Raw genomic sequence first — 24,964 nt, 5'->3', positions numbered from 1 at the left:
CTCAGAGACTTGGTATTCATTTTTCGTCTTGCGACGTTAAGAATCCGTATCATTGAGTGCCCACACAGATTGTCTGATAAATTGTTAAAGAGCAGTTGCGACGCGCTTTAGCGCTCTGTCGCGAGGTGGCGTATATTACGCTTTCCTCTTTCAGAGTCAACCTCTTATTTTCAGGTTTTCTCTTCAACCGGACCGGCTGTTTGTGTGAAGTGATTCACATCCGCCGTGTCGATGGAGGCGCATTATAGGGAGTCGCCTCAGGAAGACAAGCGGAAAAATGCATTTTTGTTTCAACCGCTCACCTTTTATCCACAACGCTTACTTTTGCTGCTTTTTTATCGCCGATGGCAGGTCAGCCAGACTATTTAGCACTATATCTGCCGCATTTTCTGCTTCCGGGGTGACAGGTTTGCCTGTACGCACTAATACTTTTGTCCCCACATTCGCCGCTGTCGCCGCCTGCATATCTTCTATTTTGTCGCCCACCATATAAGAAGCGGCCATATCAATGTGCAGAAAGTCTCGAGCAGAGATAAGCATGCCCGGATGCGGTTTACGGCAATCGCAGACCTGACGGTACTCTTCTACTGTTCCCTGCGGATGGTGAGGACAATAATAGATACCATCCAGATCAACATCACGATCGGCCAGCGACCAGTCCATCCATTCAGTGAGCGTTTCGAACTGCGCTTCGGTAAATTTACCGCGAGCGATACCAGACTGGTTCGTCACTACAATAAGTGCGTAACCCATACTTTTAAGCTCACGCATGGCATCAATGACACCTTCGATAAACTCGAACTCGTCGATCTCATGTACATAACCGTGGTCCACATTAATGGTGCCGTCACGGTCGAGAAAAATTGCGGGTACAGACTTTGCCACCTTTTATAGCTCCTGAATAAGGCATGTCGCTCTAGTATCGCATGTTTCTGCGGGCAAGAAAGTGCTCATCGTGCAAACCCCGATTGATTTAGACGTCTGGATGCCTTAACATCCATCTTGTTAACGGCTTTGACCGTACCAGACAGACGAAAATGCCACGGCTAACTTAATTACGATAATAAATAACCAATGATTAAACTTTCGAATATCACCAAAGTGTTCCTACAGGGGACTCGCTCTATTCAGGCGCTGAACAATGTCAGCCTGCATGTTCCTGCCGGGCAGATTTATGGCGTTATTGGCGCTTCAGGCGCTGGTAAAAGCACGTTAATCCGCTGCGTTAACTTACTCGAACGCCCTACTGAAGGCAGCGTACAGGTCGGTGGCCAGGAGCTAACAACGCTTTCTGAATCCGAGCTGACCAAAGCTCGCCGTCAAATCGGCATGATTTTCCAGCACTTTAACCTGCTGTCGTCCCGTACTGTTTTTGGTAACGTCGCGCTTCCGCTGGAGCTGGATAACACCCCCAAAGAAGAGATTAAACGTCGCGTGTCGGAGCTGTTGGATTTAGTTGGCCTTGGCGATAAGCATGACAGCTTTCCCGCTAACCTTTCAGGTGGGCAGAAACAGCGCGTCGCCATTGCCCGTGCGTTGGCCAGCAATCCTAAGGTGTTGCTGTGCGATGAAGCTACCAGCGCACTCGATCCAGCAACCACTCGTTCGATACTGGAATTATTGAAAGACATTAACCGTCGTCTTGGATTAACCATTCTGCTGATTACCCATGAGATGGATGTCGTAAAACGTATTTGTGACTGCGTAGCCGTTATCAGTAATGGTGAACTGATTGAGCAGGACACCGTCAGCGAAGTGTTTTCACACCCGAAAACGCCGCTGGCGCAGAAATTTATCCAGTCCACGCTACATCTGGACATTCCGGAAGATTATCTGGAGCGCTTAAAAGCAGAGCCCGAAAACGACAGTGTTCCAATGCTGCGGATGGAATTCACAGGGCATTCGGTGGATGCGCCATTGCTCTCTGAAACAGCACGTCGCTTTAATGTGAATAACAATATTATCAGCGCGCAAATGGATTACGCCGGTGGCGTGAAGTTCGGCATCATGCTGACTGAAATGCACGGTACACAAGAAGATACGCAAGCGGCCATCAACTGGCTGCAGGAACACCATGTAAAAGTAGAGGTACTGGGTTATGTCTGAGCCGATGATGTGGCTGCTGGTTCGCGGCGTATGGGAAACGCTGGCAATGACCTTTGTGTCCGGTTTTTTTGGTTTTGTGATTGGCCTGCCCGTCGGCGTGCTGTTGTACGTGACGCGTCCCGGACAAATCATTGAGAACGCGAAACTTTACCGTACGCTGTCTGCACTGGTAAACATTTTCCGTTCCATCCCATTCATTATTCTGTTGGTCTGGATGATTCCGTTTACCCGCATGATTGTTGGCACCTCTATTGGTTTGCAGGCAGCCATCGTCCCGTTGACCGTTGGCGCCGCACCATTTATTGCCCGTATGGTTGAGAATGCGCTGCTGGAAATCCCTACCGGACTGATCGAAGCATCACGCGCAATGGGTGCTACACCATTGCAGATCGTACGTAAGGTGTTGCTGCCGGAAGCGTTGCCAGGTCTGGTGAATGCGGCGACTATCACACTGATCACCCTGGTCGGCTATTCTGCGATGGGCGGTGCCGTCGGTGCCGGTGGTCTTGGACAGATTGGCTATCAATACGGTTATATTGGATACAATGCTACCGTGATGAATACAGTACTGGTATTACTTGTAGTTCTGGTTTATTTAATTCAGTTATCCGGCGATCGCATCGTCCGGGCTGTCACGCACAAATAACGTTGCACACAACACAAAAAACTCATTAAGAAAAGGAAATAAGCATGGCGTTCAAATTCAAAACCTTTGCGGCAGTTGGAGCCCTGATCGGTTCTCTGGCACTTGTGGGTTGTGGTCAGGATGAAAAAGATCCTAACCACATCAAAGTGGGCGTTATTGTTGGCGCAGAGCAGCAGGTTGCAGAAGTTGCGCAGAAAGTCGCGAAAGAGAAATACGGTCTGGACGTTGAACTGGTAACTTTCAACGATTACGTTCTGCCTAACGAAGCGTTGAGCAAAGGTGATATCGATGCCAACGCCTTCCAGCACAAACCTTATCTGGATCAGCAGATCAAAGATCGCGGTTACAAACTGGTTGCCGTAGGCAATACATTCGTTTACCCGATTGCTGGTTATTCCAAAAAAATCAAATCACTGGATGAACTGCAGGAAGGTTCTCAGGTCGCAATTCCAAACGACCCGACTAACCTTGGTCGTTCCCTGCTGCTGCTGCAAAAAGTGGGTTTGATCAAACTGAAAGATGGTGTAGGTCTGTTGCCGACTGCCCTGGACGTTGTTGAAAACCCGAAAAACCTGAAGCTGGTTGAGCTGGAAGCACCTCAGTTGCCACGCTCACTGGACGATGCGCAAATCGCTCTGGCCGTTATTAACACCACTTATGCCAGCCAGATTGGCCTGACACCGGCAAAAGATGGCATCTTTGTTGAAGATAAAGATTCCCCGTATGTAAACCTGATCGTCACTCGTGAAGACAATAAAGACGCTGAGAACGTGAAGAAATTCGTTGAGGCGTATCAGTCAGACGAAGTTTACGAAGCGGCAAACAAGGTCTTTAATGGCGGCGCTGTTAAGGGCTGGTAATTTTAGGCTGTTTCCAAAATTTGTAATATCATCAGGACGGGCGCTTGCCCGTCTTGTCATTTATGCAAGCACCTGATTCAATATCTGACGTTTAGATCATTCATTGAGGAAACATTATGCGTGCTTTACCGATCTGTTTATTAGCACTCATGCTGAGCGGCTGTTCTATGTTAAGCAGATCCCCTGTTGAACCCGTTCAAAGCACCGCAACCCCGCCTAAAGCGGAGCCGGAAAAACCGAAAGCACCACGCGCAGTGCCGGTGAGAATTTATACCAATGCAGAAGACTTAGTTGGCAAACCGTTCCGCGATCTCGGTGAAGTGAGCGGCGAGTCCTGCCAGGCATCAAACCAGGATTCCCCTCCGAGCATTCCAACCGCACGCAAACGCATGCAGATTAACGCATCTAAAATGAAAGCTAATGCCGTATTGCTGCACAGCTGTGAAGTCACCAGTGGTACACCTGGTTGCTATCGTCAGGCAGTTTGCATCGGTTCTGCACTGAATATTTCGACTAAATGAGTCATTTTCAGTTCGAGCAAATAGGCGTTATCCGCTCTCCTTATAAAGAAAAATTCGCCGTTCCACGCCAGCCTGGCCTGGTAAAAAGTGCCTGCGGCGAACTGCATTTGCTCGCACCGTATAACCAGGCCGATGCTGTTCGCGGCCTGGAAGCGTTCAGCCATTTATGGATTATTTTCGTCTTTCACCAGACGATGGACGGTGGGTGGCGCCCGACCGTACGCCCGCCCCGACTTGGTGGTAACGCCAGAATGGGCGTCTTTGCCACGCGTTCAACCTTTCGCCCTAACCCTGTCGGCATGTCGCTGGTCGAGTTGCAAGGGATTGTCTGCCAGAAAGAGAGCGTCATTCTGAAGCTGGGTAGTCTGGATCTGGTCGATGGTACACCGGTTGTAGATATCAAGCCCTACCTGCCGTTTGCCGAAGCATTATCCGATGCCACCGCCAGCTACGCGCAACATGCTCCAGTTGCCGAAATGGGCGTAAGTTTTACCGCCGAGGTTGAGCAGCAGCTTCTGGCTCTGGAAACACGTTATCCGCAGCTAAAAACATTTATTGGTGAAGTACTGGCACAGGACCCGCGTCCTGCGTATCGTAAGGGTGAAGAGACAGGCAAAACGTACGCCGTCTGGTTACACGATTTCAACGTGCGCTGGCGTGTGACGGAAGAGGGTTTCGAAGTCTTTGCGCTTGAACCCCGGTAATTTCGCGCCCTTCTCTTTTGACATCCCTTTCTCGCTGGTAAACTAAATCACTTTTTTTGTGTCAGGCTCGCATTGAGCCTGTTCGATCGTCCAACTGGAACCGTAACAACATGCGTACTAGCCAATATCTGCTCTCCACTCTGAAGGAGACACCTGCCGACGCCGAGGTTATCAGCCACCAGCTGATGCTGCGCGCCGGGATGATCCGCAAGCTGGCCTCCGGGTTATATACCTGGCTGCCGACCGGCGTGCGCGTCCTGAAAAAAGTCGAAAACATCGTGCGTGAAGAGATGAACAACGCCGGTGCGATCGAGGTGTTGATGCCAGTCGTTCAGCCTTCTGAACTGTGGCAAGAGAGTGGTCGTTGGGAACAGTACGGCCCGGAACTGCTGCGTATTGCTGACCGTGGCGATCGTTCATTCGTACTTGGCCCAACGCATGAAGAAGTCATCACCGACCTGATTCGTAACGAGCTCAGCTCTTACAAACAGCTGCCGCTGAACTTCTACCAAATCCAGACGAAATTCCGTGACGAAGTACGCCCACGTTTCGGCGTAATGCGTTCCCGCGAATTCCTGATGAAAGATGCTTACTCTTTCCATACTTCTCAGGAATCTCTGCAGGAAACCTACGATGCGATGTATGCCGCATACAGCAAAATCTTCAGCCGTATGGGGCTGGATTTCCGTGCTGTACAGGCTGATACCGGCTCTATCGGCGGCAGTGCTTCTCACGAATTCCAGGTGCTGGCACAGAGCGGCGAAGATGACGTCGTATTCTCTGACAGTTCCGATTTTGCCGCCAACATCGAGTTTGCTGAAGCCGTTGCGCCGAAAGAACCTCGTGCAGCCGCTACTCAGGAAATGACGCTGGTTGATACACCAAACGCGAAGACCATCGCGGAGCTGGTTGAGCAATTCAATCTGCCAATTGAAAAAACCGTTAAAACTCTGCTGGTAAAAGCCGTTGAAGGCAGTAGCTACCCGCTGGTTGCTCTGCTGGTTCGTGGTGATCACGAGCTAAACGAAGTCAAAGCAGAAAAACTGCCGCAGGTTGCCAGCCCGCTAACCTTCGCTACCGAAGAAGAAATTCGAGCCGTAGTGAAAGCAGGTCCAGGTTCTCTCGGTCCGGTGAATATGCCGATCCCGGTCGTTATCGATCGTACCGTTGCAGTAATGAGCGATTTCGCTGCCGGTGCCAACATCGACGGCAAACACTATTTCGGTATTAACTGGGATCGTGATGTAGCAACACCTGAAGTTGCAGACATCCGTAACGTAGTGGCAGGTGACCCAAGCCCGGACGGTAAAGGTACATTGCTGATTAAACGTGGTATCGAAGTCGGTCACATCTTCCAGTTGGGTACCAAATACTCTGAAGCGCTGAAAGCCGCAGTTCAGGGCGAAGATGGCCGTAATCAGATTCTGACTATGGGCTGCTACGGTATCGGGGTAACTCGCGTGGTCGCGGCAGCCATTGAGCAGAACTACGACGATCGCGGTATTGTATGGCCGGATGCCATTGCACCGTTCCAGGTAGCGATTCTGCCTATGAACATGCACAAATCCTACCGAGTGCAGGAACTGGCAGAGAAGCTGTACGCTGAACTGCGCGCACAGGGCATCGAAGTGCTGATGGACGATCGTAAAGAGCGTCCTGGCGTAATGTTTGCCGATATGGAGCTTATCGGTATACCACACACTATCGTACTCGGCGACCGTAACCTCGATAACGATGATATCGAATACAAATACCGTCGTAACGGCGAGAAACAGCTGATTAAAACCGGCGACATCGTCGACTATCTGGTAAAAGCGATAAAAGGCTAATACCAGCAAAAGGCCCTGATTCTTCAGGGCCTTTTTACTTTATCGATTAATTACACGCTTTTCCTGGCACAAACTTCGCGTCTTTATCTGCCATCAGCGTTTTCACTTTCTCGCCCGTATCCGGGTTCGCCTCCAACGTGAAATGCCCTTCCAGAGTCAACAGAACAGATTGTCCCGTTTCCGCGCGCGCGGCTAAATAGTCGCGTTCAAGCTGGGCATTATTCGCCACCGGCATACGTTTTCCCGTTGCGCAGTCGGTAAATACTGCTGCATCCGCCATGTAGAAATACATACCACGCATCGGCATTGGCGTAACCGGCAAACTGGCTGAAACCGGCTGAAGGGTATAGTTAAACTGCGACTCAATCGGATTACCTTCACGATCGAGCATCTCCAGCGCCTCACCTTTTGCCCGATAGTAAGATTTTTCGCCTTTGCTGTCTGTCAGCACCAGTTTATCGGCAGTACGGGCCCATGTCCCATATGAAGCAAACGAAGAGGGTTCATCCCGCACGCCCTGATAGCGTTCATTCATCACCCATGTTCCGTCTTTTTCGAGGAACAAAGAGGTTTCAATACCTTCGCAGTCCGCACAAGGTAATATACCGCGCCAGCTTTGCTGCATCGGTTTTAATTCTGCCGCCCGTGTCGGCTGTAGTACATCAACTTCAGTACGATTATTACAGCCGATCAAGGCAAAGAGCGTACATGCAGCCGCTACTGACAATATCGCTGTTTTCACCATGAATTCCTTATAATTTTTTTATTCCCGTTCGTCAGTCTTGCGAGCGACGAACCCTACCTCGCAGTGCCTTCACTGTGGATTTCTGCGCCTTTGATGACAACCTACGCTCTTTCGACGCGCGCGTAGGGCGAGTTGCCTGTCGGCTTTTTTGCACTGCGGTTAACTCTTTAATGACCGCCACCAGTCGGGATATTGCCGCTTCCCGGTTAAGCTCCTGGCTACGGTACTCCTGTGCCTTAATGATAATGACACCATCGCCGCTGATCAGATGATGACTGGCAGCCAGCAGACGTTCCTTATAATACTCTGGCAGGCCAGAGGCCCGAATGTCAAAGCGCAAATGGATAGCCGTCGAAGTCTTATTAACGTGCTGCCCACCTGCTCCCTGAGCCCGGATTGCCGTGATTTCCAGCTCATTATCAGGAATAGAGACATTTCGGGAGATAACAATCATGAAGGTTGCTGCCACGCGCTCAAATGAATTTCCAGATTGTTCTGAGAATCTGACAGCCAGATAGCCCCATCCTGGATAGTCGCCTGAAGCGTCATTGTTCGGCCAGCAAAGTCACTCAGTTGCGCCAGTTGCTCATCATCCAGATACCACACGGATAAATTAGCAAACTGAGAGCACTTACTTTGGTTTTGCTGCCACCAGATTTGAGCCGCACGGCTGTTATAGGCAAACAAAGCAACTTCTGCAGACTGAGTACATGCTTTCTTGATACGGCGTTCATCCGGCAAACCGAGTTCAATCCATAAATCGATACCCAGATGATCATTACGCAACCACGCTTCCGGCTCATCTTCAGCGCTTAATCCCCGCGTAAACTGTAACCGTTCGTCAGCATATTTAATCCACGCCAGCAGGCGCAGCATCATGCGTTCCTGGGTTTCTGAGGGGTGACGCGCCAGCGTCAATGCCGCATCAAGAAACTGGTTGCGGTCAAGATCCGCCACATTGACTACGGCTTTATATATTGTCGCTTTAAGCGCCATGAGAGAACTCCTTTCGAATCAGGCGTCCATTGTAGCGAAATCTGCGCCAAAAGGCTGCTAACCGGTAACGTGGGTGTCCTCTATCAAGGCGCTGATATTGCTTGAATGAGTATGGTATAGTCACCTTGCTAAACAGAGTTTATCTTCGTAGGCTTAGACTTGCATCCACGGTTAAGTCAGAGTGCTGACAGGAGGGCATGTGGAAAAATATTGTGAGTTAATACGCAAGCGGTACGCGGAAATTGCCAGCGGAGACTTAGGGTATGTCCCGGATGCGCTGGGTTGCGTATTGAAGGTACTGAATGAAGTGGCTGCAGACAGCGCCCTTTCAGAGTCGGTCAGGGAAAAGGCGGCATATGCGGCCGCGAACTTACTGGTGAGCGATTATGTCAATGAATGAAACGTATCAACCCATTAACTGTGATGATTACGACAATCTTGAGCTCGCCTGCCAGCACCATTTGTTACTGACGCTGGCGCTAAAAGATGGCGAAGTTCTGCAGGCGAAAGCGAATGACCTGGTTTCCCGCAAAAATGTGGAGTATCTGGTTGCAGAAGTCGCAGGTGAAACCCGTGAACTTCGCCTCGACAAAATTGCCAGCTTCAGCCACCCGGAAATCGGTACCGTGGTGGTCAGCGAATCTTAATCCCCTTTGCCGAATGGCGATGCACACACCTTATCTGGCCTACAATCCGTAGGCCAGATAAGTGCAGCGCCATCATCAGGCATGCCATAGCAGGCGCACACTCTCTTCTTCCTCAGCCATACCTTCACGCGTTACAAATACTCCCGCAGCTGCAATCAGCGTATTGCCGTAAAATAGCAACGGTGTGGTATCTCGTCGCCAGGGAGGGATCCCCTGCTCCTGCCAGATTTTTTTGAGCTTACGCCCGCCGTTACGCCCGACAATATGCAAGAGTCCAGGAGCTTTAAACCGAATACTGACTGTCTCATTCGCTCGCGGTTTTCGTAATTCGCCATCGGGAAGTAACAGCACCGTTCCCAGCCCGGCAGGCAACACCAACGGTGTTTTCGTGCATGACCATGGAATCACCGTTTCACTTTGCCCGACAACAGATTTAACCCACCACAGCTGTGACTGGTAACGACGAATTTCGTACCCGCCAAAGCACAAACGGGGTACAGCATCTTCCCGCGCCAGCGCGACTTCCTGCCAGATACGCTCCAAAGCATCCCGGGAGGGCATCGGTGCATTCAACCCAGCCAGCCAGCGACGAAGCAGCGCCGCACGCCGCACATCGCTCTTCATCATTAATGGTTCCAGTCGCAGCGTACCTTGAGCGGTGACACAGTCAGCTAAATCTTGAGCAAGTAACTCATCCAGTAAACTCTCCTGCTCGGCGCACAGCGAGGCGCTGCGGGCTGTAGCCTCCGCAAAATGCGGCCAGCGTTGTTGCAGGAGTGGAATAATGCGTAGGCGTAAGAAATTGCGGTCATAAGCATCAACCTGATTGCTTTCGTCTTCAATCCAGCTTAACGCATGCGTCCGCGCCCACTTTTCAAGTTCGTCTCGCGTTTGTGTTAGCAGTGGGCGAATAAGCCGGGTTCCGGCAAACGGTGAACTTTCACCCATCGCAGAAAGCCCAGCGGGGCCACTGCCACGTTTTAGTGCGAGCAAAAATGTTTCGCACTGGTCATCAAGATGCTGGGCGGTCATCAGTATTTCATTCGACAACAGTGTCTGTTCAAACGCCTGATAGCGTGCCCGTCGCGCCTGAGCTTCTATTCCTGACCCATCGTCCTGCAGTTGTACCCGCTCAACCACCAGTGGTACCTGCCATTGCGCACATATCGATTCACAGTGGGTCACCCATTCATCAGCGTGGGGACTTAACCCATGATGGATATGGATAGCGCGCAAGGAGACTTCAGGGTGCTGCGTTCGCCACTGCACCAGTTGATGCAACAGCACGGTAGAGTCCAGGCCGCCGCTAAAAGCGACGAGGATCTGGTTAGCGTTCAGAAGTGAAGTGTTCAGTGTGAGTGTCGTCATGATAGTTGCTTACAATGGCATTGCCCGGCACGTTACCGGGCTAAAGCCACAATAACAAGACTTACAGTTCATACAGTTCAAGAGGCAATCCGTCTGGATCGTTGAAAAACGTAAAGCGCTTACCAGTAAAAGGATCGACGCGTATCGGCTCGCATTTCACATTATGATCTTCCAGATGGGTTATTGCGGCTTCCACGTTCTCAACGCTAAACGCCAGGTGACGTAAACCGCAAGCCTCTGGTCGGCTGGGTCGGCCAGGCGGAAAAGGAAAGGAAAAAAGCTCAATCACATACTGCCCATTCAACGCGAGGTCACCTTTCCAGGAGTCACGCTCTTCACGGTAGGCTTCACTCATCAACGTAAAGCCCAGCACATCACAGTAAAATGCCTTACTGACCGCGTAATCCGTCGCAATAATGGCAATATGGTGAACCTGTTTTAATCCCAGCATAGCGTGTTTGCCTCTTTAGTTTTCTTTTCGCACATTACTCATCCGCAGTCGGTTCAGGCAAGTCGTTATGCCATTTTTAGGACTCTCACACGATACACACCGTCCTCGCCCAGTTTAGCGCCATGAATATCTGTTTCGAATCCGGGGTAATGATGGCCTACTGAACACAGCATCAGCAGGAAATCGAGTACAGCACGGCTTTCTTCAGTGATCATTTCCCCCGGCATCAGCAGCGGTACACCAGGTGGATAAGGCAGGATCATATTGGCAGAAACGCGCCCCACCAGTTGATCGAGCGTCACGGTCTCCACTTCGCCTTTAATTTGTCGCTGCCAGGCCTGATGCGGCGTCATTTTCATTTCCGGCAAGGTGTCAAATGCCCGTAGCATCAACCCGGAGAGATCATGCTGGCGGATCAAATTATGGATCCCTTGCGCCAGATCCTGAATACGCATATTGCGATAAAAATCAGGATCTTCAGCATACAGATCCGGCAGCATGTTTTTAACGCGCAAATTAAGGTCATATGAGCGTTTGAACTCAGTCAGTCCTCGCAGTAAGCCCATTGCCCGGGTTTTATCAATCCCAATGCTGAACAGGAACAACAGATTATACGGACCTGTTTTCTCCACCACGACACCGCGTTCATCGAGGAACTTTGCTACCAGCGCGGCAGGGATCCCTTCTTCGCTCATATTTCCTTGTTCATCCATTCCCGGCGTCAGAATAGTGACTTTTACCGGGTCGAGGAACATGTGGTCAGCGTCAGCATCATTAAACCCATGCCAGCCTTCACCAGGAGCAACGGGCCAGCATTCCGCTTGATCTACTCTTTCCGGCTGCCAGATATCGAAGAACCAACCGTCCGATTCTTCTCGCAGTCGCTGTACCTCTTTACGGAAATGGAGCGCGCGCTCCACCGAGCGGTTAATTAGCCGCTTACCGGGATTACCACGCAGCATCGCCGCCGCTGTTTCAATCGATGCCACAATGGGGTAGCTGGGTGAGGTCGAGGTGTGCATCATAAAGGCTTCATTAAAGGTATCTTCGTCATAATCCCCTTTAATGTGAATCAAAGACGCCTGCGACAACGCGGCCAACATCTTGTGGGTGGACTGCGTTTCAAAGATGACTTTACCTGGAACCCTCTCACCGCTCATGCCACTTTTCCCCTGGTAAATCGGATGGAAATGCGTGTAAGGCACCCAGGCAGAGTCAAAATGAATAGAAGGGACATCCAGCGTTTGTTTAATCCAGTTAGTGTTATACAACAGACCGTCGTAGGTCGAGTTAGTGATAACTGCATGCACCGGCCACTGTGCTTGCGTAGTCTCCTCTACCTTACGTGCAATACTCTCGCGGCAGAATTCGCGGCGCGGAATTCCCCCGAGGATCCCCAGCGCATTACGTGTGGGTTTCAGCCAAATGGGCACCACATCACTCATCATCAATAAATGCGCGAGAGATTTATGACAGTTGCGATCAATTAATAACGTACTTCCCGTAGGGGCGGCATACATCCCAACAATCTTATTCGACGTCGATGTGCCGTTGGTGACCATATAACTTTGCTCTGCGCCAAAGGTGCGAGCGATATACTCTTCTGCTTCCAGGTGTGGACCTGTATGGTCCAATAGCGACCCCAGCTCAGTCACAGAAATGGACACGTCAGCCTTTAACGTGTTGCCGCCAAAGAAATCATAGAACAGGCATCCCACCGGGCTTTTCTGGTACGCCGTTCCCGCCATATGCCCTGGCGTACAGAAGGTATATTTCCCTTCCTTCACATAAGTAAACAGCGCTTTGGTAAAGGGAGGCGTAATGTTATCGAGATATTCACTGGTGTACTGCCGAATACGCGTCGCTATATCTTCGGACTGACCAAGCGCATACTCAAAAAACCACAGCGCCATGCGCAGATCGTGGGCGCTGACATCCATCGTCGAATGGGTATTAATAAAAGCGTACAGTGGGAGATATTCATTTAGCTGATTGATATCGCTACACAACTCCAGGCTGTATTCATCCCAGTCAAAAATAACACCGCAAATGCGCGGATTGTGTTCGATAAATTTCAGCAGGTCGACGCTATTCTGTGGCCAGATAATCTGAAACCCCTGCTGCTGCAGCGCACGTTCAAGTTCCTTGATGGGCTCATCTTTATAAAAGACGCCATGCGGTCCCATGATGGCAATAATGTTCATGCGTTCCTCCTGGAAAAACCTTAGTTAATCATAGCCTGGTCAAACCGCAGGTAAAAAAAAGGGCCACAGTGTTGTGGCCCTTTTCAGAATAAATACAGTTTACGCGTAACCGTAGTTCATCAGACGCTGGTAACGACGATTTTTGAGCTCTTCCGTACTTAACACGTCAAGATCGGCCAGATCGGCCAGCAATTGTGCCTTCAGCGACGCTGCCATTGCTTCCGGATTACGATGCGCACCACCCAGTGGTTCCGGAACGATGGAGTCGATAAGCTTCAGCTCTTTCAAACGCGTCGCAATAATGCCCATCGCTTCTGCCGCCAACGGCGCTTTGTCTGCGCTTTTCCACAGAATGGACGCGCAGCCTTCCGGGGAGATAACTGAATAGGTGCTGTATTGCAGCATATTCACTTTATCGCCCACGCCGATCGCCAGCGCACCACCGGAACCACCTTCACCGATAACGGTGCAGATAACCGGCACGCTCAGACGTGACATTTCACGCAGGTTGCGCGCAATCGCTTCAGACTGACCACGTTCTTCCGCGCCCACCCCCGGGTAAGCCCCAGGGGTGTCGATGAAGGTGATAATCGGCATCTTGAAGCGTTCGGCCATTTCCATCAGACGCAGCGCTTTACGATAGCCTTCCGGTGCTGGCATGCCGAAGTTGCGACGAATTTTCTCTTTGGTCTCGCGGCCTTTCTGATGACCAATGATCATCACCGGACGCCCCTCAAGACGCGCAATACCGCCGACAATAGCTTTGTCATCCGCATAGGCGCGATCGCCCGCCAGCTCATCAAATTCATCAAACGCCAGGCGGACATAATCCAGGGTATATGGACGCTGTGGATGGCGAGCCAGTTGGGCTACCTGCCATGCGCCAAGATCGGCGAAGATTTTGCGCGTCAGTTCTACGCTTTTTTCACGCAGACGATGCACTTCTTCATCGATGTTAATATCCAGTTTCTCATCCTGACGGCTAACCGCAGTCAGAGAATCGATTTTTGCTTCCAGCTCTGCAATCGGCTGTTCAAAATCAAGGAAATTCAGACTCATAGTATTCCTGTATTAGTCAAACTCCAGTTCCACCTGCTCCGAACCAATAAGGCCACGGAGATCGTTTAGTAAACGATCGCTCGGAGAGACACGCCACGTTGCGCCAAAACGCAATCGCGCACGTGCATCCGCCCTCTGATAGTAGAGATGTACTGGAATTGTCCCCGAGCGGTGGGGTTCCAGAGACTGACGGAGTCGGTTTAAAAGCTGGTCATCAATTTGCCTGTCCGTCAGCGAGATAGCAAGCCCGCGAGCATATTTTTCCCGGGCTTCGTCAATATCCATGACTTCACGGGCCATCATTTTAAGCCCGCCGTTGAAGTCATCAAAGCTGACCTGTCCGCTGACGATAAGTATGCGGTCTTTTTCCAGCAAATGCTGGTATTTATCCAGAGCATCGGTGAATAACATCACTTCCAGACGCCCGGAACGGTCATCCAGTGTGCAGATGCCGATACGATTACCGCGCTTGGTGACCATTACCCGCGCAGCAATAACGAGCCCCGCAGCAGTGGTAACTTTACCACGTTCTGTCGGATGCATGTCTTTCAGCCTGTGGCCTCCGACATAGCGCTCAATTTCTTTTAAATACTGATTGATAGGGTGTCCGGTCAGGTAAAGTCCTAACGTTTCACGTTCACCCTCTAATACCACCTGCTCCGGCCACGGCGTGCAGCTGGCGTAGGATTGTTCAATTTGTTCCGGCTCTTCCGCCAGTACACCAAACATATCGGCCTGACCGATAGCTTCAGCTTTCGCATGCTGATCGGCAGCTTTAAGCGCATCATTAAGCGAATTCATCAACGCAGCGCGATGCGGGCCAAGGCGGTCAAACGCCCCGGACATGATTAGCTTTTCCAACACCCGGCGATTAAGCTTCTTAATATCTGTGCGGGCGCAGAGATCAAACAGCTCGCGGAAGTAGCCACCTTTATTACGCGCTTCAATGATAGCTTCAATTGGCCCTTCACCCACGCCTTTTATCGCGCCGATGCCATACACAATTTCGCCGTCATCATTAACATGGAAATGATACAGCCCGGAGTTGATATCTGGCGGCAGGATTTTTAGCCCCATGCGCCAGCATTCGTCCACCAGCCCCACCACCTTTTCGGTGTTATCCATATCGGCGGTCATTACCGCTGCCATAAACTCAGCGGGGTAATGCGCTTTCAGCCACAGCGTCTGGTAAGAGACCAGCGCATAGGCCGCGGAGTGCGATTTGTTAAATCCGTAACCGGCGAATTTCTCCACCAGGTCAAAGATTTTCATCGCCAGCTCGCCATCTACACCACGCTTTTTCGCCCCTTCTTCGAAGGTGCCGCGCTGCTTGGCCATCTCTTCCGGTTTTTTCTTACCCATTGCACGACGCAACATGTCCGCGCCGCCAAGAGTATAGCCCGACAGCTCCTGGGCTATCTGCATGACCTGTTCCTGATACAGGATAATGCCATAGGTCGGCTCCAGCACCGGTTTCAGGCACTCATGCTGCCACTGTACGTCCGGGTAGGAAATCTCTTCGCGACCGTGTTTACGGTCGATAAAGTTATCTACCATCCCCGACTGGAGCGGGCCGGGACGGAACAGCGCCACCAGGGCGATCATATCTTCGAAGCAGTCAGGCTGCAGACGTTTAATCAGATCCTTCATGCCGCGGGATTCAAGCTGGAATACCGCAGTGGTTTCCGAGCGTTGCAGCATGTCGAAACTTTTTTTATCATCCAGCGGGATGGCCGCAATGTCTAACGGCGGCTCACCGTTGCGCTCACGGCGGGCGTTGATCATCTCCAGCGCCCAGTTGATGATAGTGAGCGTTCGCAAGCCGAGGAAGTCAAACTTCACCAGCCCGGCATATTCCACATCATTCTTATCAAACTGAGTAACCGGGTGCAGCCCCTGCTCATCGCAGTACAACGGCGCAAAGTCAGTAATTTTAGTTGGCGCGATGACCACACCACCAGCATGTTTACCGGCATTACGTGTGACACCTTCCAGCTTACGCGCCATGTCGATCAGCGCCCTGACCTCTTCATCAGCCTCGTAAATTTCAGGCAGTTGCGGCTCAGCCTCAAAGGCCTTCGCCAGCGTCATCCCCGGATCGGGTGGCACCAGTTTAGAAATACGGTCAACAAAACCGTACGGATGCCCCAGCACGCGGCCTACGTCGCGGATAACCGCTTTTGCCGCCATCGTACCAAAGGTAATAATCTGCGATACCGCGTCACGGCCATACATATCCGCTACGTGTTCAATTACCTGGTCGCGCTTCTCCATACAGAAGTCAACGTCGAAGTCAGGCATAGAGACACGTTCCGGGTTGAGGAAACGTTCGAACAGCAGGTCGAATTCCAGCGGATCAAGATCGGTAATTTTTAATGCATAAGCAACCAACGAGCCCGCACCGGAACCACGTCCCGGCCCAACGGGTACACCGTTATCTTTTGACCACTGGATAAACTCCATAACGATCAGGAAGTAACCCGGGAACCCCATTTGGTTAATAACCTGAAGTTCAATATCCAGACGTTCATCATAGGGTGGGCGCTTCTCTTGACGCTCGGCTTCGTCCGGGAACAAAAATGCCAGACGCTCTTCCAGCCCCTCTTTGGATTTTTTGACCAGATAGTCTTCCGTGGTCATATCACCAGTCGGGAACTGCGGCAGAAAATATTCGCCCAAACGTACCGTCACATTACAGCGTTTGGCTATCTCGACAGTATTTTGCAGCGCTTCCGGGATGTCGGAGAACAGCTCGCACATCTCCTCTTCGCTGCGCATATACTGCTGCGGCGAATAGTTGCGCGGGCGTTTCGGATCATCGAGAGTGAAACCATCGTGGATCGCAACGCGAATTTCATGCGCGTCGAAATCTCCGCTTTCAAGGAAGCGAACATCGTTGGTCGCCACCACTGGCAGACCACGCGTTTCGGCCAGAGCCACTGCGGCATGCAGATAATTTTCTTCGTCTTGCCTGCCGGTGCGGATCAGTTCCAGGAAGTAGCAATTGGGAAAATGTTCTTCATAAAACGTCACGCACTCATCGACCAGTGCGCTGTTACCACGCAGCAAGCTGCGCCCGACGTCGCCCATGCGACCACCGGAAAGCAAAATTAAGCCATCTTTTAAATCGACCAGCCAGTCTTTGTCGATAACCGGCCCTTCAGCACCATAGCCACGCTGATAGGCTTTCGATATCAACAATGTCAGGTTCTGGTAACCCGTGTTATTGGCCGCTAGCACGGTCAGTTGAGTGAGCTCATCACCAAACAGTTCACTACGAACATGAAAATCAGCGCCAACAATTGGCTTAATGCCCGCGCCATGACCCGCTCCGTAAAACTTCACCAGACCACACAGGTTGGTAAAATCGGTGATCGCCAGCGCAGGCATGCCTAATGCGGCCGCCTTTTTTACCAGCGGTCCGGTTTTTGCCAGCCCATCAATCATGGAGTAGTCGCTGTGCACCCGCAGGTGGACGAAACGTGGTTCAGACATCTTCAGATTCCGGTTTACTTATTCTCGACACAAGAATCAGGACGCGAGTCCCAGTGCGCGTTTGACAGGGCCAAAGCTGCGACGGTGGTACTCTGTAGCGCCATGCTCTGCCAGCTTTTCCAGATGAAAAGCGGTTGGGTAGCCTTTGTGCTGTGCAAAGCCATACTGCGGAAAAATAATATCCAGCGCCGCCATTTCAGCGTCACGTGTGACTTTCGCCAGGATAGACGCAGCGCTGATCTCTGCCACGCGGCTATCACCTTTCACTACCGCCATCGACGGCATCGGCAATGCCGGGCAACGATTTCCATCAATCAGTACGTATTCAGGAGTAATATGCAGACCTGCAACCGCACGCTGCATAGCCAGCATGGTGGCATGCAGGATATTCAGCTCGTCAATTTCATGCGGTTCCGCTCGCCCAAGGCTCCAGCTTAACGCCTTGTCCTTGATTTCATCGTAAAGTGACAGACGACGCTTTTCCGACAATTTTTTGGAGTCGTTGAGCCCGACAATCGGACGCGCAGGATCAAGTATAACGGCCGCAGTCACAACGGCTCCCACCAAAGGACCGCGCCCCACTTCATCCACACCCGCCACTAAATGCGTATGTGGATAAACAAATTCAATCATTGTGCTAACTCCAGGACAGCATCCGCCGCTTGTTCATCGGCATTGCAACGGATCTGCTGGTGCAGTTCACGGAAAGTGTCATGCATCGCATGGCTGGTTTTACCATTGGCGAGCAACGGCAACAGCGCTTGTGCCAATGCATGCGGTTCGCATTCATCCTGCAGCAGCTCTTTAACCAGTTCTCTTCCCGCTAACAAGTTCGGCAGAGAAACATAATCGGTTTTCACCAGACGCTTCGCCAGCCAGAACGTGAAGGGTTTCATACGATAGCCGACAACCATCGGACACTTCGCCAGCATGCACTCCAGCGCAGCCGTACCAGAGGCCAGCAACGCAGCATCGCTGGCAACCATGGCTTCACGTCCCATTCCATTAAGCATATGTACGGAAAGTTCTGGAGCCACTTCAGCCTTGATGCGTTCAAACTGCTCTCGACGTTTGGTATTGACCAACGGAACCACGACTTCGAGATCCGGGTATTGTTGACGTAATAGCTGCGCTGTTTTCAGAAAATCAGCGCTGAGCATTTCCACTTCTGCACCACGACTTCCCGGTAGCAATGCCAGGCAGTGCGCATCATGAGGAATACCCAGAACATCACGAGCCGCATTTTTATCAGGATCCAACGGCATGGCATCCGCCATGGTGTGACCGATAAAGCGGCACGGGACGTTAAATTTGTCATAAAACGCTTTTTCGAAAGGCAGAAAGGCCAGCACCATATTGGTGGATCTGCCTATTTTGAAAACGCGTTTCTGTCGCCATGCCCAGACGGAGGGGCTGACGTAATGAATGGTTTTAATGCCCTGCTTTTTCAAATTTCCTTCGAGGGTAATGTTGAAATCAGGCGCATCAATACCGACAAAAACATCCGGCTTGAGATCGGTGAAACGGCGAGTTAGATCAGCGCGGATATGCAGCAAACGGCGCAGGCGTCCAAGCACTTCAACAATGCCCATTACCGCCAACTCTTCCATTTCGTACCAGGCTTCACAGCCTTCAGCCTGCATCAGCGGACCTGCAACGCCAACAAATCGCGCATTGGGGACGCGAGCCTTGAGTGCTCGAATTAATCCGGCACCAAGAATATCGCCGGAGGTTTCTCCGGCGACGAGGGCAATCGTTAAAGGACGCTGCTCAGTCATTAACGAATCAGACCACGCGTTGAGCGCTCAAAGAAATCGCTAAAGGCCTGAACATCGGGGTACTGCTTCGCCAGTTCGGCGATTTCCGGTTTCGCTTCGTCAAGCGTTTTGCCGCTGCGGTACAACGCTTTATAGGCATTGCGGATCGCAGTAATCGCTTCGCGAGTGAATCCACGACGCTTCAGACCTTCAATGTTGACGCCAAACGGCGTCGCATGGTTGCCCTGGGCAATAACGTATGGAGGAACATCCTGGGCAACGCCAGAACAGCCACCAACCATCACGTGCGCGCCAATGATGCAGAACTGATGCACCGCTGTCATGCCACCGATGATAACAAAATCATCCAGCGAAACATGTCCGGCAAGCGTGGCGTTATTCGCCAGAATGCAGCGGTTACCCACTGTACAATCGTGCGCGACGTGCGCGTTGATCATCAGTAAGTTATCACTGCCCACCTTCGTCAACCCACCGCCCTGCACTGTGCCACGATGAATGGTGACGCTCTCGCGGATGCGGTTACGATCGCCAATTTCCACACGGGTCGGTTCGCCAGCATATTTCAGGTCCTGGTTCACTTCACCGATGGAGGCAAACTGATAGATCTCGTTATCGCGACCAATCTTGGTATGACCATTCACGACTACGTGAGACTTCAGTACGGTACCCTCACCAATTTCAACATGGGGTCCAACAATACAAAATGGGCCAATGTGAGCATTAGCGCCAATGCTGGCACCATCTTCTACAATGGCAGTTGGGTGAATAAAGGCGGATTTATCAATCACGTATCAGGCCTCCCGGCTACGGGCACACATCATTGTTGCTTCGCACACAACTTTACCGTCGACCAACGCAACCCCTTTAAAACGGGTCAGGCCGCGGCGCGTTTTCTCGAAAGTCACTTCCATGATCATCTGATCGCCTGGCACGACAGGACGCTTAAAGCGTGCCTCATCAATTCCTGCGAAGTAATACAGTTCGCCCGGCTCCAGTTTTCCTACGCTTTTAAACGCCAGAATACCCGTTGCCTGTGCCATCGCTTCCAGAATCAGCACACCAGGGAAAATCGGTTTACCCGGGAAGTGGCCCTGAAAGAAAGGCTCGTTAACGGATACATTTTTCACTGCGCGCAGAAAACGACCTTCTTCAAAATCCAGCACACGGTCAACCAGCAGAAACGGAAAACGGTGCGGCAGAAGTTCTAAAATCTCTTCAATATGCAGAGTATGAGTGTTAGTAGTCAAAATACTCTTCCTGTCAAAATATACTAAAAGGCAATAATAACACGGCCTGTCGCAATCGCATGAATGTGACAGGCCGTAAAAGGATGGCACGTACATACACTTTATCTTTCAAGCTGCCGCTTTGTTGGCTGCCTTGGCTCACTCCAGTCACTTACCTGCGCAAGCTCCCGGGATTTCACTCAATTGCCGCTTCAATGCAGCTTGAACGATGTTGTGTACAGGTGGAACGTTAGTCTTGTTGATTAACCTTGCGCTCAATTGCTTTGAGGCGCTTGCTCATATCATCAATATTCATCACCAGTGCAGCTGTTTTACGCCATACCTTGTTGGGTTGTAGCGGAATGCCTGAGGAGTAGACGCCAGGTTCAGTAATAGGACGCATCACCATACCCATGCCAGTTACCGTGACTTTGTCGCATATTTCCATATGCCCATTGATCACGCTGGCGCCGCCAATCATGCAGTAACGGCCAATCTTCAGGCTACCCGCCATAATGACGCCACCGGCTACAGCCGTATTGTCGCCAATCACAACGTTATGCGCAATCTGGCACTGGTTATCAATGATAACACCATTGCCGATCACGGTATCGTCCAGTGCGCCACGATCGATTGTCGTACAGGCACCAATCTCGACGCGATCGCCAATAATGACGCGACCAAGCTGCGGGATCTTCACCCAATTACCACGATCGTTTGCATAGCCAAAGCCGTCAGATCCGACGACTGTGCTTGACTGGATCAAGCAATTCTCACCGATCTGAATATCGTGGTAAATCGTCACATTGGCCCACAAGCGTGAACCTGCACCGATTTTTGTGTTTTTTCCGACGAAGCAACCTGCGCCGATAACCACGTTATCGCCCAGCTCTACGCCTGACTCGATGACCGCATTTGCGCCAACAGAGACATTATTACCCAGCTTCGCCGTCGCATCGATCACTGCACTGGGTGCAATATTTTGTGCAGGCTGAGGCGTGGTATCTAAAATTTGTGCCATTCGTGCATAGGTCAGGTAGGGATTCTTCACTACCAGCGCGGCACTCTTAGCAAAAGGAAGATCGTCCTGCGTCATCACAACGGCAGAAGCCTGGCATACGCCTAAATGTTCACGGTATTTAGGGTTTACCATGAATGTGATATTGCCAGTTTGCGCAGATTGCATGGACGCTACGCCGGTGATGACGATATCGCCATCACCGTGTAATTCTGCATCCAACTGCTCTGCTAAATCAGCCAGTCGAATTGAAGGCATTACTTATTTAACCTGTTTCAGTACGTCGGCGGTGATGTCTTTTACATCGCTGCTGTTGTATGCAACGGTGTTCGCGTCAACGACCAGATCGATGCTCTGGCTGCTAGCGACAGATTTCACAGCAGTCTGGATACGAGTAACCAGTTTGCCACGTTCTTCGTTGGAACGACGTTGACGATCCTGCTCAAAAGCCTGCGCTTTCTGAGAGAAAGTCTGGCGCTGTGCCATAACGTCTTTTTCCAGCTTGGTACGATCGGCACCCGCTTTCATAGATTGCAGACGCTGCATTTTAGATTGCAGATCGGATTCCATACGCTGCAGTTCGCTGGCGCGGCCTTTGAACTCGTTTTCCAGCGTATTAGAAACACCAGTCTTCTGTGCAACCTGTTGGAACAGGCTACCCATATTGACGATTGCAATTTTGTCGGCAGCCTGTGCAGACGTTGCCATCGCTAAACCGAGACCTGCAGCTAATAACCACTTTTTCACAATTAACTCCTTACCATCCCATTTGCATCCGAAGATGCAGTTCTTTGCGTGGCCAGGCGATCCCATGCAAGATCGCCTAAAGTCATCGCTACACAACTCTTACATTCCTTTGTGAAGAACAATTACCAGGTTTTACCAATGTTAAACTGGAACTGCTCTTTTTTGTCTCCCTCATAATCCTTAAACGGCTGGGCGTAGGAGAAGACCAACGGCCCCAATGGGGACATCCATTGTAATGCGATACCTGCAGACATACGGATATTGCTCGGATCGCTGTAGTCTGGATAACCAGAATACTTCGCGGAATCCCAGTTAGTATCCCAAACGGTACCCATATCCCAGAAGAAGGAAGTACGGACCGAGTTGGCATACTTGTCGCTAATAAACGGCGTCGGAGTAATAAACTCCAGGCTGGCGACAGCCATGGCGTTACCGCCCACAGCATCATCCGATTTACACGGTGCAGTATTGGTAGTGTCACACTCGTTGTCATAATCGTCATCATTATTATAACGATTAGCCGGTAAATAGACGGCTTTCGGACCGATAGTGTTCGACTGGAAGCCACGCACAGTGCTGGAACCACCGGCATAGAAGTTCTCATAGAACGGCATCTCTTTGCCGCCTATACCGTCACCGTAACCCCACTTAGTACGACCCAGAACAACCCATTTATGGTCGTCATCGATCGGCACATAGGTCGCAGTATCCAACGTCGCTTTGTAGTATTCGTTATCAGAACCAGGAACCGTCACTTTACCGTTCAGGTTGACACGCGTACCTTCCGTTGGGAAGTACCCACGGTCCAGCTTGTTGTATGTCCAACCGTAGTTGAAGGTGAAATCGTCCGATTTGAAGCTATCAGCGTCAGGATTCTCACCCATGGAAACCAGATATCGCTGCATCGCAACCTGTGGATCCATGTTAGACAGGGAGTTATGCACATAACCCAGACCCGCACGCAACGTATTGTATTCGTTGATCGGGAAGCCCAGCGTTACGTCTGTACCATAACTTTTGTTGGTATAGTCGGACAGATCCGCATCATCCGCTTCAAAGTCGTTATAGAAGACGCGACCACCAAGGCTGACACCATCAACGGTGAAATACGGGTTGGTAACAGACAACTCAGTATAGGTCTGATAGTCGTTTTTGGTGCCGTTAATACCGACCGAATAACCGGTACCTAACCAGTTATCCTGCTGAACGCCCGCCTGGAAGCTAACGCCGCTCTCTGTACCGTAACCGACGCCGAAGTTGAAGCTACCGGTATTACGTTCTTTCACCTTATAGACCACATCAACCTGATCCGGACTACCCGGAATACGCTGAGTATCAGTGTCCACGGTTTCGAAGTAGCCCAGACGATTCAGACGTTCTTTACCCTGATCGACCAGATCGCTACCCAACCACGCGCCTTCCATCTGGCGCATTTCGCGACGCAGCACGGAATCTTTAGAGGTGTCGTTACCTTCAAAACGGATCTTACGAACATAGAAACGGTTACCCGCATCCACATTTACACGTAATTTTACGGTTTTGTCTGCATCGTTGATTTCAGGTTGCGACTGTACACGCGGGTAGGCATAGCCATAGCGACCCAGAAGCTTCTTGATATCATCTTCCATTTTGGTCACTTTGGTGCCGTTATAGAGTTCGCCCGGCTCGATTTTCGTCAGGGTCTCAATCTCGGCAGAGTGTCCGGCAAGGTTACCGCTCACTTGCACCCCAGAAAGTTTGTACTGCTCACCTTCTGTGATGTTGACAGTGATATAGATACCTTTCTTATCCGGCGTCAGGCTGACCTGGGTGGAGTCAATGTTGAAACGAGCGTAACCGCGATCCAGATAGTAGCTGCGCAGGGTTTCGAGATCACCCGCCAGTTTCTGTTTCTGATATTTACGATCGCCTACGACGTTCCACCACGGCACTTCATCACGCAGTTGGAAGTGAGAGATAAGCTCGTCGGTTGTAAAGGCGTGGTTACCGACGATATTGATCTGTTGGATCTTCGCCGATACACCTTCCTGGAACACCAGTTTGAGGTCAACGCGGTTACGCGGCAACGGTGTTACCACCGCTTTCACACTGGCGCTGTACTTACCGACGCTATAGTAGAAATCTTCCAGGCCTTTTTCGATATCGGCAAGGGTTGTGCGATCAAGAGATTCGCCAACACGCACGCCAGACGCCTCGAGGTTCTGCTTAAGCATGTCGTCTTTCACCGATTTGTTACCGGAGAAAGTAATGCTGGCAATCGTCGGACGTTCTTTTACCTGAACCAGAAGGGTATCACCATCGCGCAGGACGCGGACATCCTCAAAGTTTCCGGTGGCGAACAGGGCGCGAATGGTATTACTGATGTCTTCATCATTAACCGTGTCGCCTGTACGCACCGGCATACTAAGGAGAGCCGCACCAACGGCGACTCGCTGTAGGCCTTCGAAATGAATGTCCTTCACTACGAACCCTTCAGCACCGTATACGGTGGCGCTGCTAAACAGCAGCGACGCTATGAGCAACTTTTTCATCGCCATCGTTATTATGCGTTCTTCCTAACACTC

At 51.1% G+C, this 24,964-nt stretch carries 24 protein-coding genes; 8 read left to right on the top strand and 16 right to left on the bottom strand.

The annotated features are described in order from the left end of the window. Positions 1-318 precede the first annotated feature (318 nt). The gene (gene gmhB / locus OH663_RS09710; RefSeq protein ID WP_045440049.1) at positions 319-885 is read right to left on the bottom strand and encodes a D-glycero-beta-D-manno-heptose 1,7-bisphosphate 7-phosphatase; all 567 of its coding nucleotides are present in this window, start codon (positions 883-885) and stop codon (positions 319-321) included. Between the two features lie 189 nt (positions 886-1,074). Between gmhB and metN the strand changes: the two genes are divergently transcribed. The 6 genes from metN (at position 1,075) to proS (ending at position 6,666) form a co-directional block, all read left to right on the top strand. Next, positions 1,075-2,106: a methionine ABC transporter ATP-binding protein MetN gene (gene metN / locus OH663_RS09705; RefSeq protein WP_200011510.1), complete on the top strand. Its 1,032-nt coding sequence runs from the start codon at positions 1,075-1,077 to the stop codon at positions 2,104-2,106. After that, positions 2,099-2,752, top strand: a complete 654-nt coding sequence (locus tag OH663_RS09700) for a methionine ABC transporter permease MetI (RefSeq protein WP_003018471.1) — start codon at positions 2,099-2,101, stop codon at positions 2,750-2,752. The genes metN and OH663_RS09700 overlap by 8 nt, the downstream gene beginning before the upstream one ends. A 44-nt stretch (positions 2,753-2,796) precedes the next feature. Continuing rightward, positions 2,797-3,612, top strand: a complete 816-nt coding sequence (gene metQ / locus OH663_RS09695; RefSeq protein ID WP_045440042.1) for a methionine ABC transporter substrate-binding lipoprotein MetQ — start codon at positions 2,797-2,799, stop codon at positions 3,610-3,612. Between the two features lie 116 nt (positions 3,613-3,728). Beyond that, entirely contained in the window at positions 3,729-4,133 is a 405-nt protein-coding gene (gene rcsF / locus OH663_RS09690) for an Rcs stress response system protein RcsF (RefSeq protein ID WP_045440039.1), read from the top strand. Then, entirely contained in the window at positions 4,130-4,837 is a 708-nt protein-coding gene (tsaA, locus tag OH663_RS09685) for a tRNA (N6-threonylcarbamoyladenosine(37)-N6)-methyltransferase TrmO (protein ID WP_200011508.1), read from the top strand. The genes rcsF and tsaA overlap by 4 nt, the downstream gene beginning before the upstream one ends. Positions 4,838-4,947: 110 nt before the next feature. Then, entirely contained in the window at positions 4,948-6,666 is a 1,719-nt protein-coding gene (proS, locus tag OH663_RS09680) for a proline--tRNA ligase (RefSeq protein WP_048222024.1), read from the top strand. Between the two features lie 46 nt (positions 6,667-6,712). On the opposite strand, the gene nlpE is transcribed toward proS, so the two are convergent. From nlpE to OH663_RS09665, 3 genes are read right to left on the bottom strand one after another with little or no spacing between them, the layout of a single operon-like run. Next, the gene (nlpE, locus tag OH663_RS09675) at positions 6,713-7,411 is read right to left on the bottom strand and encodes an envelope stress response activation lipoprotein NlpE (RefSeq protein ID WP_136345308.1); all 699 of its coding nucleotides are present in this window, start codon (positions 7,409-7,411) and stop codon (positions 6,713-6,715) included. A 31-nt stretch (positions 7,412-7,442) separates the two neighbouring features. Then, positions 7,443-7,865 carry an alternative ribosome rescue aminoacyl-tRNA hydrolase ArfB gene (gene arfB / locus OH663_RS09670; RefSeq protein WP_045440031.1) on the bottom strand — a complete coding sequence of 141 codons (423 nt, stop codon included), beginning with the start codon at positions 7,863-7,865 and terminating at the stop codon, positions 7,443-7,445. Then, complete coding sequence (locus tag OH663_RS09665; RefSeq protein WP_045440028.1) at positions 7,862-8,407, bottom strand: YaeQ family protein; 546 nt, start codon at positions 8,405-8,407, stop codon at positions 7,862-7,864. The genes arfB and OH663_RS09665 overlap by 4 nt, the downstream gene beginning before the upstream one ends. 199 nt (positions 8,408-8,606) lie before the next feature. Here OH663_RS09665 and OH663_RS09660 point away from each other — a divergent pair, with 199 nt between their 5' ends. Together OH663_RS09660 and rof are read left to right on the top strand one after the other, a co-directional pair. Next, positions 8,607-8,807 (top strand): YaeP family protein, encoded by a 201-nt coding sequence (locus tag OH663_RS09660; protein ID WP_005132083.1) that lies wholly within the window; start codon positions 8,607-8,609, stop codon positions 8,805-8,807. Continuing rightward, the gene (rof, locus tag OH663_RS09655; RefSeq protein WP_045440024.1) at positions 8,794-9,054 is read left to right on the top strand and encodes a Rho-binding antiterminator; all 261 of its coding nucleotides are present in this window, start codon (positions 8,794-8,796) and stop codon (positions 9,052-9,054) included. The genes OH663_RS09660 and rof overlap by 14 nt, the downstream gene beginning before the upstream one ends. Positions 9,055-9,129: 75 nt before the next feature. Here the strand turns inward: rof and tilS are convergent, their stop codons facing one another. From tilS to bamA, 12 genes are all read right to left on the bottom strand, one after another. Further along, complete coding sequence (tilS, locus tag OH663_RS09650) at positions 9,130-10,422, bottom strand: tRNA lysidine(34) synthetase TilS (protein ID WP_200011506.1); 1,293 nt, start codon at positions 10,420-10,422, stop codon at positions 9,130-9,132. 61 nt (positions 10,423-10,483) lie between these two features. Continuing rightward, positions 10,484-10,873 carry a VOC family protein gene (locus OH663_RS09645; RefSeq protein ID WP_045440020.1) on the bottom strand — a complete coding sequence of 130 codons (390 nt, stop codon included), beginning with the start codon at positions 10,871-10,873 and terminating at the stop codon, positions 10,484-10,486. Between the two features lie 65 nt (positions 10,874-10,938). After that, a complete protein-coding gene (ldcC, locus tag OH663_RS09640; protein ID WP_200011494.1) occupies positions 10,939-13,077 on the bottom strand; it encodes a lysine decarboxylase LdcC in 2,139 nt (712 codons plus the stop codon). Between the two features lie 99 nt (positions 13,078-13,176). Further along, on the bottom strand, positions 13,177-14,136 hold the full coding sequence (gene accA / locus OH663_RS09635) for an acetyl-CoA carboxylase carboxyl transferase subunit alpha (RefSeq protein WP_045440015.1): 960 nt from the start codon (positions 14,134-14,136) through the stop codon (positions 13,177-13,179). Between the two features lie 12 nt (positions 14,137-14,148). Continuing rightward, positions 14,149-17,631 (bottom strand): DNA polymerase III subunit alpha, encoded by a 3,483-nt coding sequence (gene dnaE, locus OH663_RS09630; protein ID WP_200011492.1) that lies wholly within the window; start codon positions 17,629-17,631, stop codon positions 14,149-14,151. A gap of 36 nt (positions 17,632-17,667) precedes the next feature. Next, positions 17,668-18,264, bottom strand: coding sequence for a ribonuclease HII (rnhB, locus tag OH663_RS09625; protein ID WP_045440010.1), 597 nt, complete (start codon positions 18,262-18,264; stop codon positions 17,668-17,670). Continuing rightward, positions 18,261-19,409: a lipid-A-disaccharide synthase gene (gene lpxB / locus OH663_RS09620; RefSeq protein WP_048222027.1), complete on the bottom strand. Its 1,149-nt coding sequence runs from the start codon at positions 19,407-19,409 to the stop codon at positions 18,261-18,263. The genes rnhB and lpxB overlap by 4 nt, the downstream gene beginning before the upstream one ends. Next, positions 19,409-20,197 carry an acyl-ACP--UDP-N-acetylglucosamine O-acyltransferase gene (gene lpxA / locus OH663_RS09615; protein ID WP_045440007.1) on the bottom strand — a complete coding sequence of 263 codons (789 nt, stop codon included), beginning with the start codon at positions 20,195-20,197 and terminating at the stop codon, positions 19,409-19,411. The genes lpxB and lpxA overlap by 1 nt, the downstream gene beginning before the upstream one ends. Before the next feature lie 3 nt (positions 20,198-20,200). Continuing rightward, entirely contained in the window at positions 20,201-20,656 is a 456-nt protein-coding gene (gene fabZ, locus OH663_RS09610; RefSeq protein WP_003018528.1) for a 3-hydroxyacyl-ACP dehydratase FabZ, read from the bottom strand. A gap of 229 nt (positions 20,657-20,885) precedes the next feature. Beyond that, positions 20,886-21,911 carry a UDP-3-O-(3-hydroxymyristoyl)glucosamine N-acyltransferase gene (lpxD, locus tag OH663_RS09605; protein WP_003018531.1) on the bottom strand — a complete coding sequence of 342 codons (1,026 nt, stop codon included), beginning with the start codon at positions 21,909-21,911 and terminating at the stop codon, positions 20,886-20,888. 3 nt (positions 21,912-21,914) lie between these two features. Further along, the gene (skp, locus tag OH663_RS09600) at positions 21,915-22,400 is read right to left on the bottom strand and encodes a molecular chaperone Skp (protein WP_045440005.1); all 486 of its coding nucleotides are present in this window, start codon (positions 22,398-22,400) and stop codon (positions 21,915-21,917) included. Between the two features lie 122 nt (positions 22,401-22,522). After that, positions 22,523-24,937 (bottom strand): outer membrane protein assembly factor BamA, encoded by a 2,415-nt coding sequence (gene bamA, locus OH663_RS09595; protein WP_045440002.1) that lies wholly within the window; start codon positions 24,935-24,937, stop codon positions 22,523-22,525. Positions 24,938-24,964 lie beyond the last annotated feature (27 nt).

This window comes from Citrobacter sp. Marseille-Q5395, assembly GCF_947057495.1.
In the GTDB taxonomy this organism is placed as follows: Bacteria; Pseudomonadota; Gammaproteobacteria; order Enterobacterales; family Enterobacteriaceae; genus Citrobacter; species Citrobacter murliniae.
The sequence above is the reverse complement of the archived record's forward strand: the minus strand, read 5'-3'. Positions and strand labels throughout refer to the sequence as shown.

Coding starts and splice junctions, on each gene's coding strand:
- metQ (WP_045440042.1), top strand. CDS start 2,797: ATGGCGTTCAAATTCAAAACCTTTGCGGCAGTTGGAGCCCTGATCGGT.
- nlpE (WP_136345308.1), bottom strand. CDS start 7,411: ATGGTGAAAACAGCGATATTGTCAGTAGCGGCTGCATGTACGCTCTTT.
- OH663_RS09665 (WP_045440028.1), bottom strand. CDS start 8,407: ATGGCGCTTAAAGCGACAATATATAAAGCCGTAGTCAATGTGGCGGAT.
- rnhB (WP_045440010.1), bottom strand. CDS start 18,264: ATGATTGAATTTGTTTATCCACATACGCATTTAGTGGCGGGTGTGGAT.
- lpxB (WP_048222027.1), bottom strand. CDS start 19,409: ATGACTGAGCAGCGTCCTTTAACGATTGCCCTCGTCGCCGGAGAAACC.
- dnaE (WP_200011492.1), bottom strand. CDS start 17,631: ATGTCTGAACCACGTTTCGTCCACCTGCGGGTGCACAGCGACTACTCC.
- accA (WP_045440015.1), bottom strand. CDS start 14,136: ATGAGTCTGAATTTCCTTGATTTTGAACAGCCGATTGCAGAGCTGGAA.
- tilS (WP_200011506.1), bottom strand. CDS start 10,422: ATGACGACACTCACACTGAACACTTCACTTCTGAACGCTAACCAGATC.
- bamA (WP_045440002.1), bottom strand. CDS start 24,937: ATGGCGATGAAAAAGTTGCTCATAGCGTCGCTGCTGTTTAGCAGCGCC.
- metN (WP_200011510.1), top strand. CDS start 1,075: ATGATTAAACTTTCGAATATCACCAAAGTGTTCCTACAGGGGACTCGC.
- rcsF (WP_045440039.1), top strand. CDS start 3,729: ATGCGTGCTTTACCGATCTGTTTATTAGCACTCATGCTGAGCGGCTGT.
- rof (WP_045440024.1), top strand. CDS start 8,794: ATGTCAATGAATGAAACGTATCAACCCATTAACTGTGATGATTACGAC.
- OH663_RS09645 (WP_045440020.1), bottom strand. CDS start 10,873: ATGCTGGGATTAAAACAGGTTCACCATATTGCCATTATTGCGACGGAT.
- arfB (WP_045440031.1), bottom strand. CDS start 7,865: ATGATTGTTATCTCCCGAAATGTCTCTATTCCTGATAATGAGCTGGAA.
- ldcC (WP_200011494.1), bottom strand. CDS start 13,077: ATGAACATTATTGCCATCATGGGACCGCATGGCGTCTTTTATAAAGAT.
- lpxD (WP_003018531.1), bottom strand. CDS start 21,911: ATGCCTTCAATTCGACTGGCTGATTTAGCAGAGCAGTTGGATGCAGAA.
- tsaA (WP_200011508.1), top strand. CDS start 4,130: ATGAGTCATTTTCAGTTCGAGCAAATAGGCGTTATCCGCTCTCCTTAT.
- OH663_RS09700 (WP_003018471.1), top strand. CDS start 2,099: ATGTCTGAGCCGATGATGTGGCTGCTGGTTCGCGGCGTATGGGAAACG.
- proS (WP_048222024.1), top strand. CDS start 4,948: ATGCGTACTAGCCAATATCTGCTCTCCACTCTGAAGGAGACACCTGCC.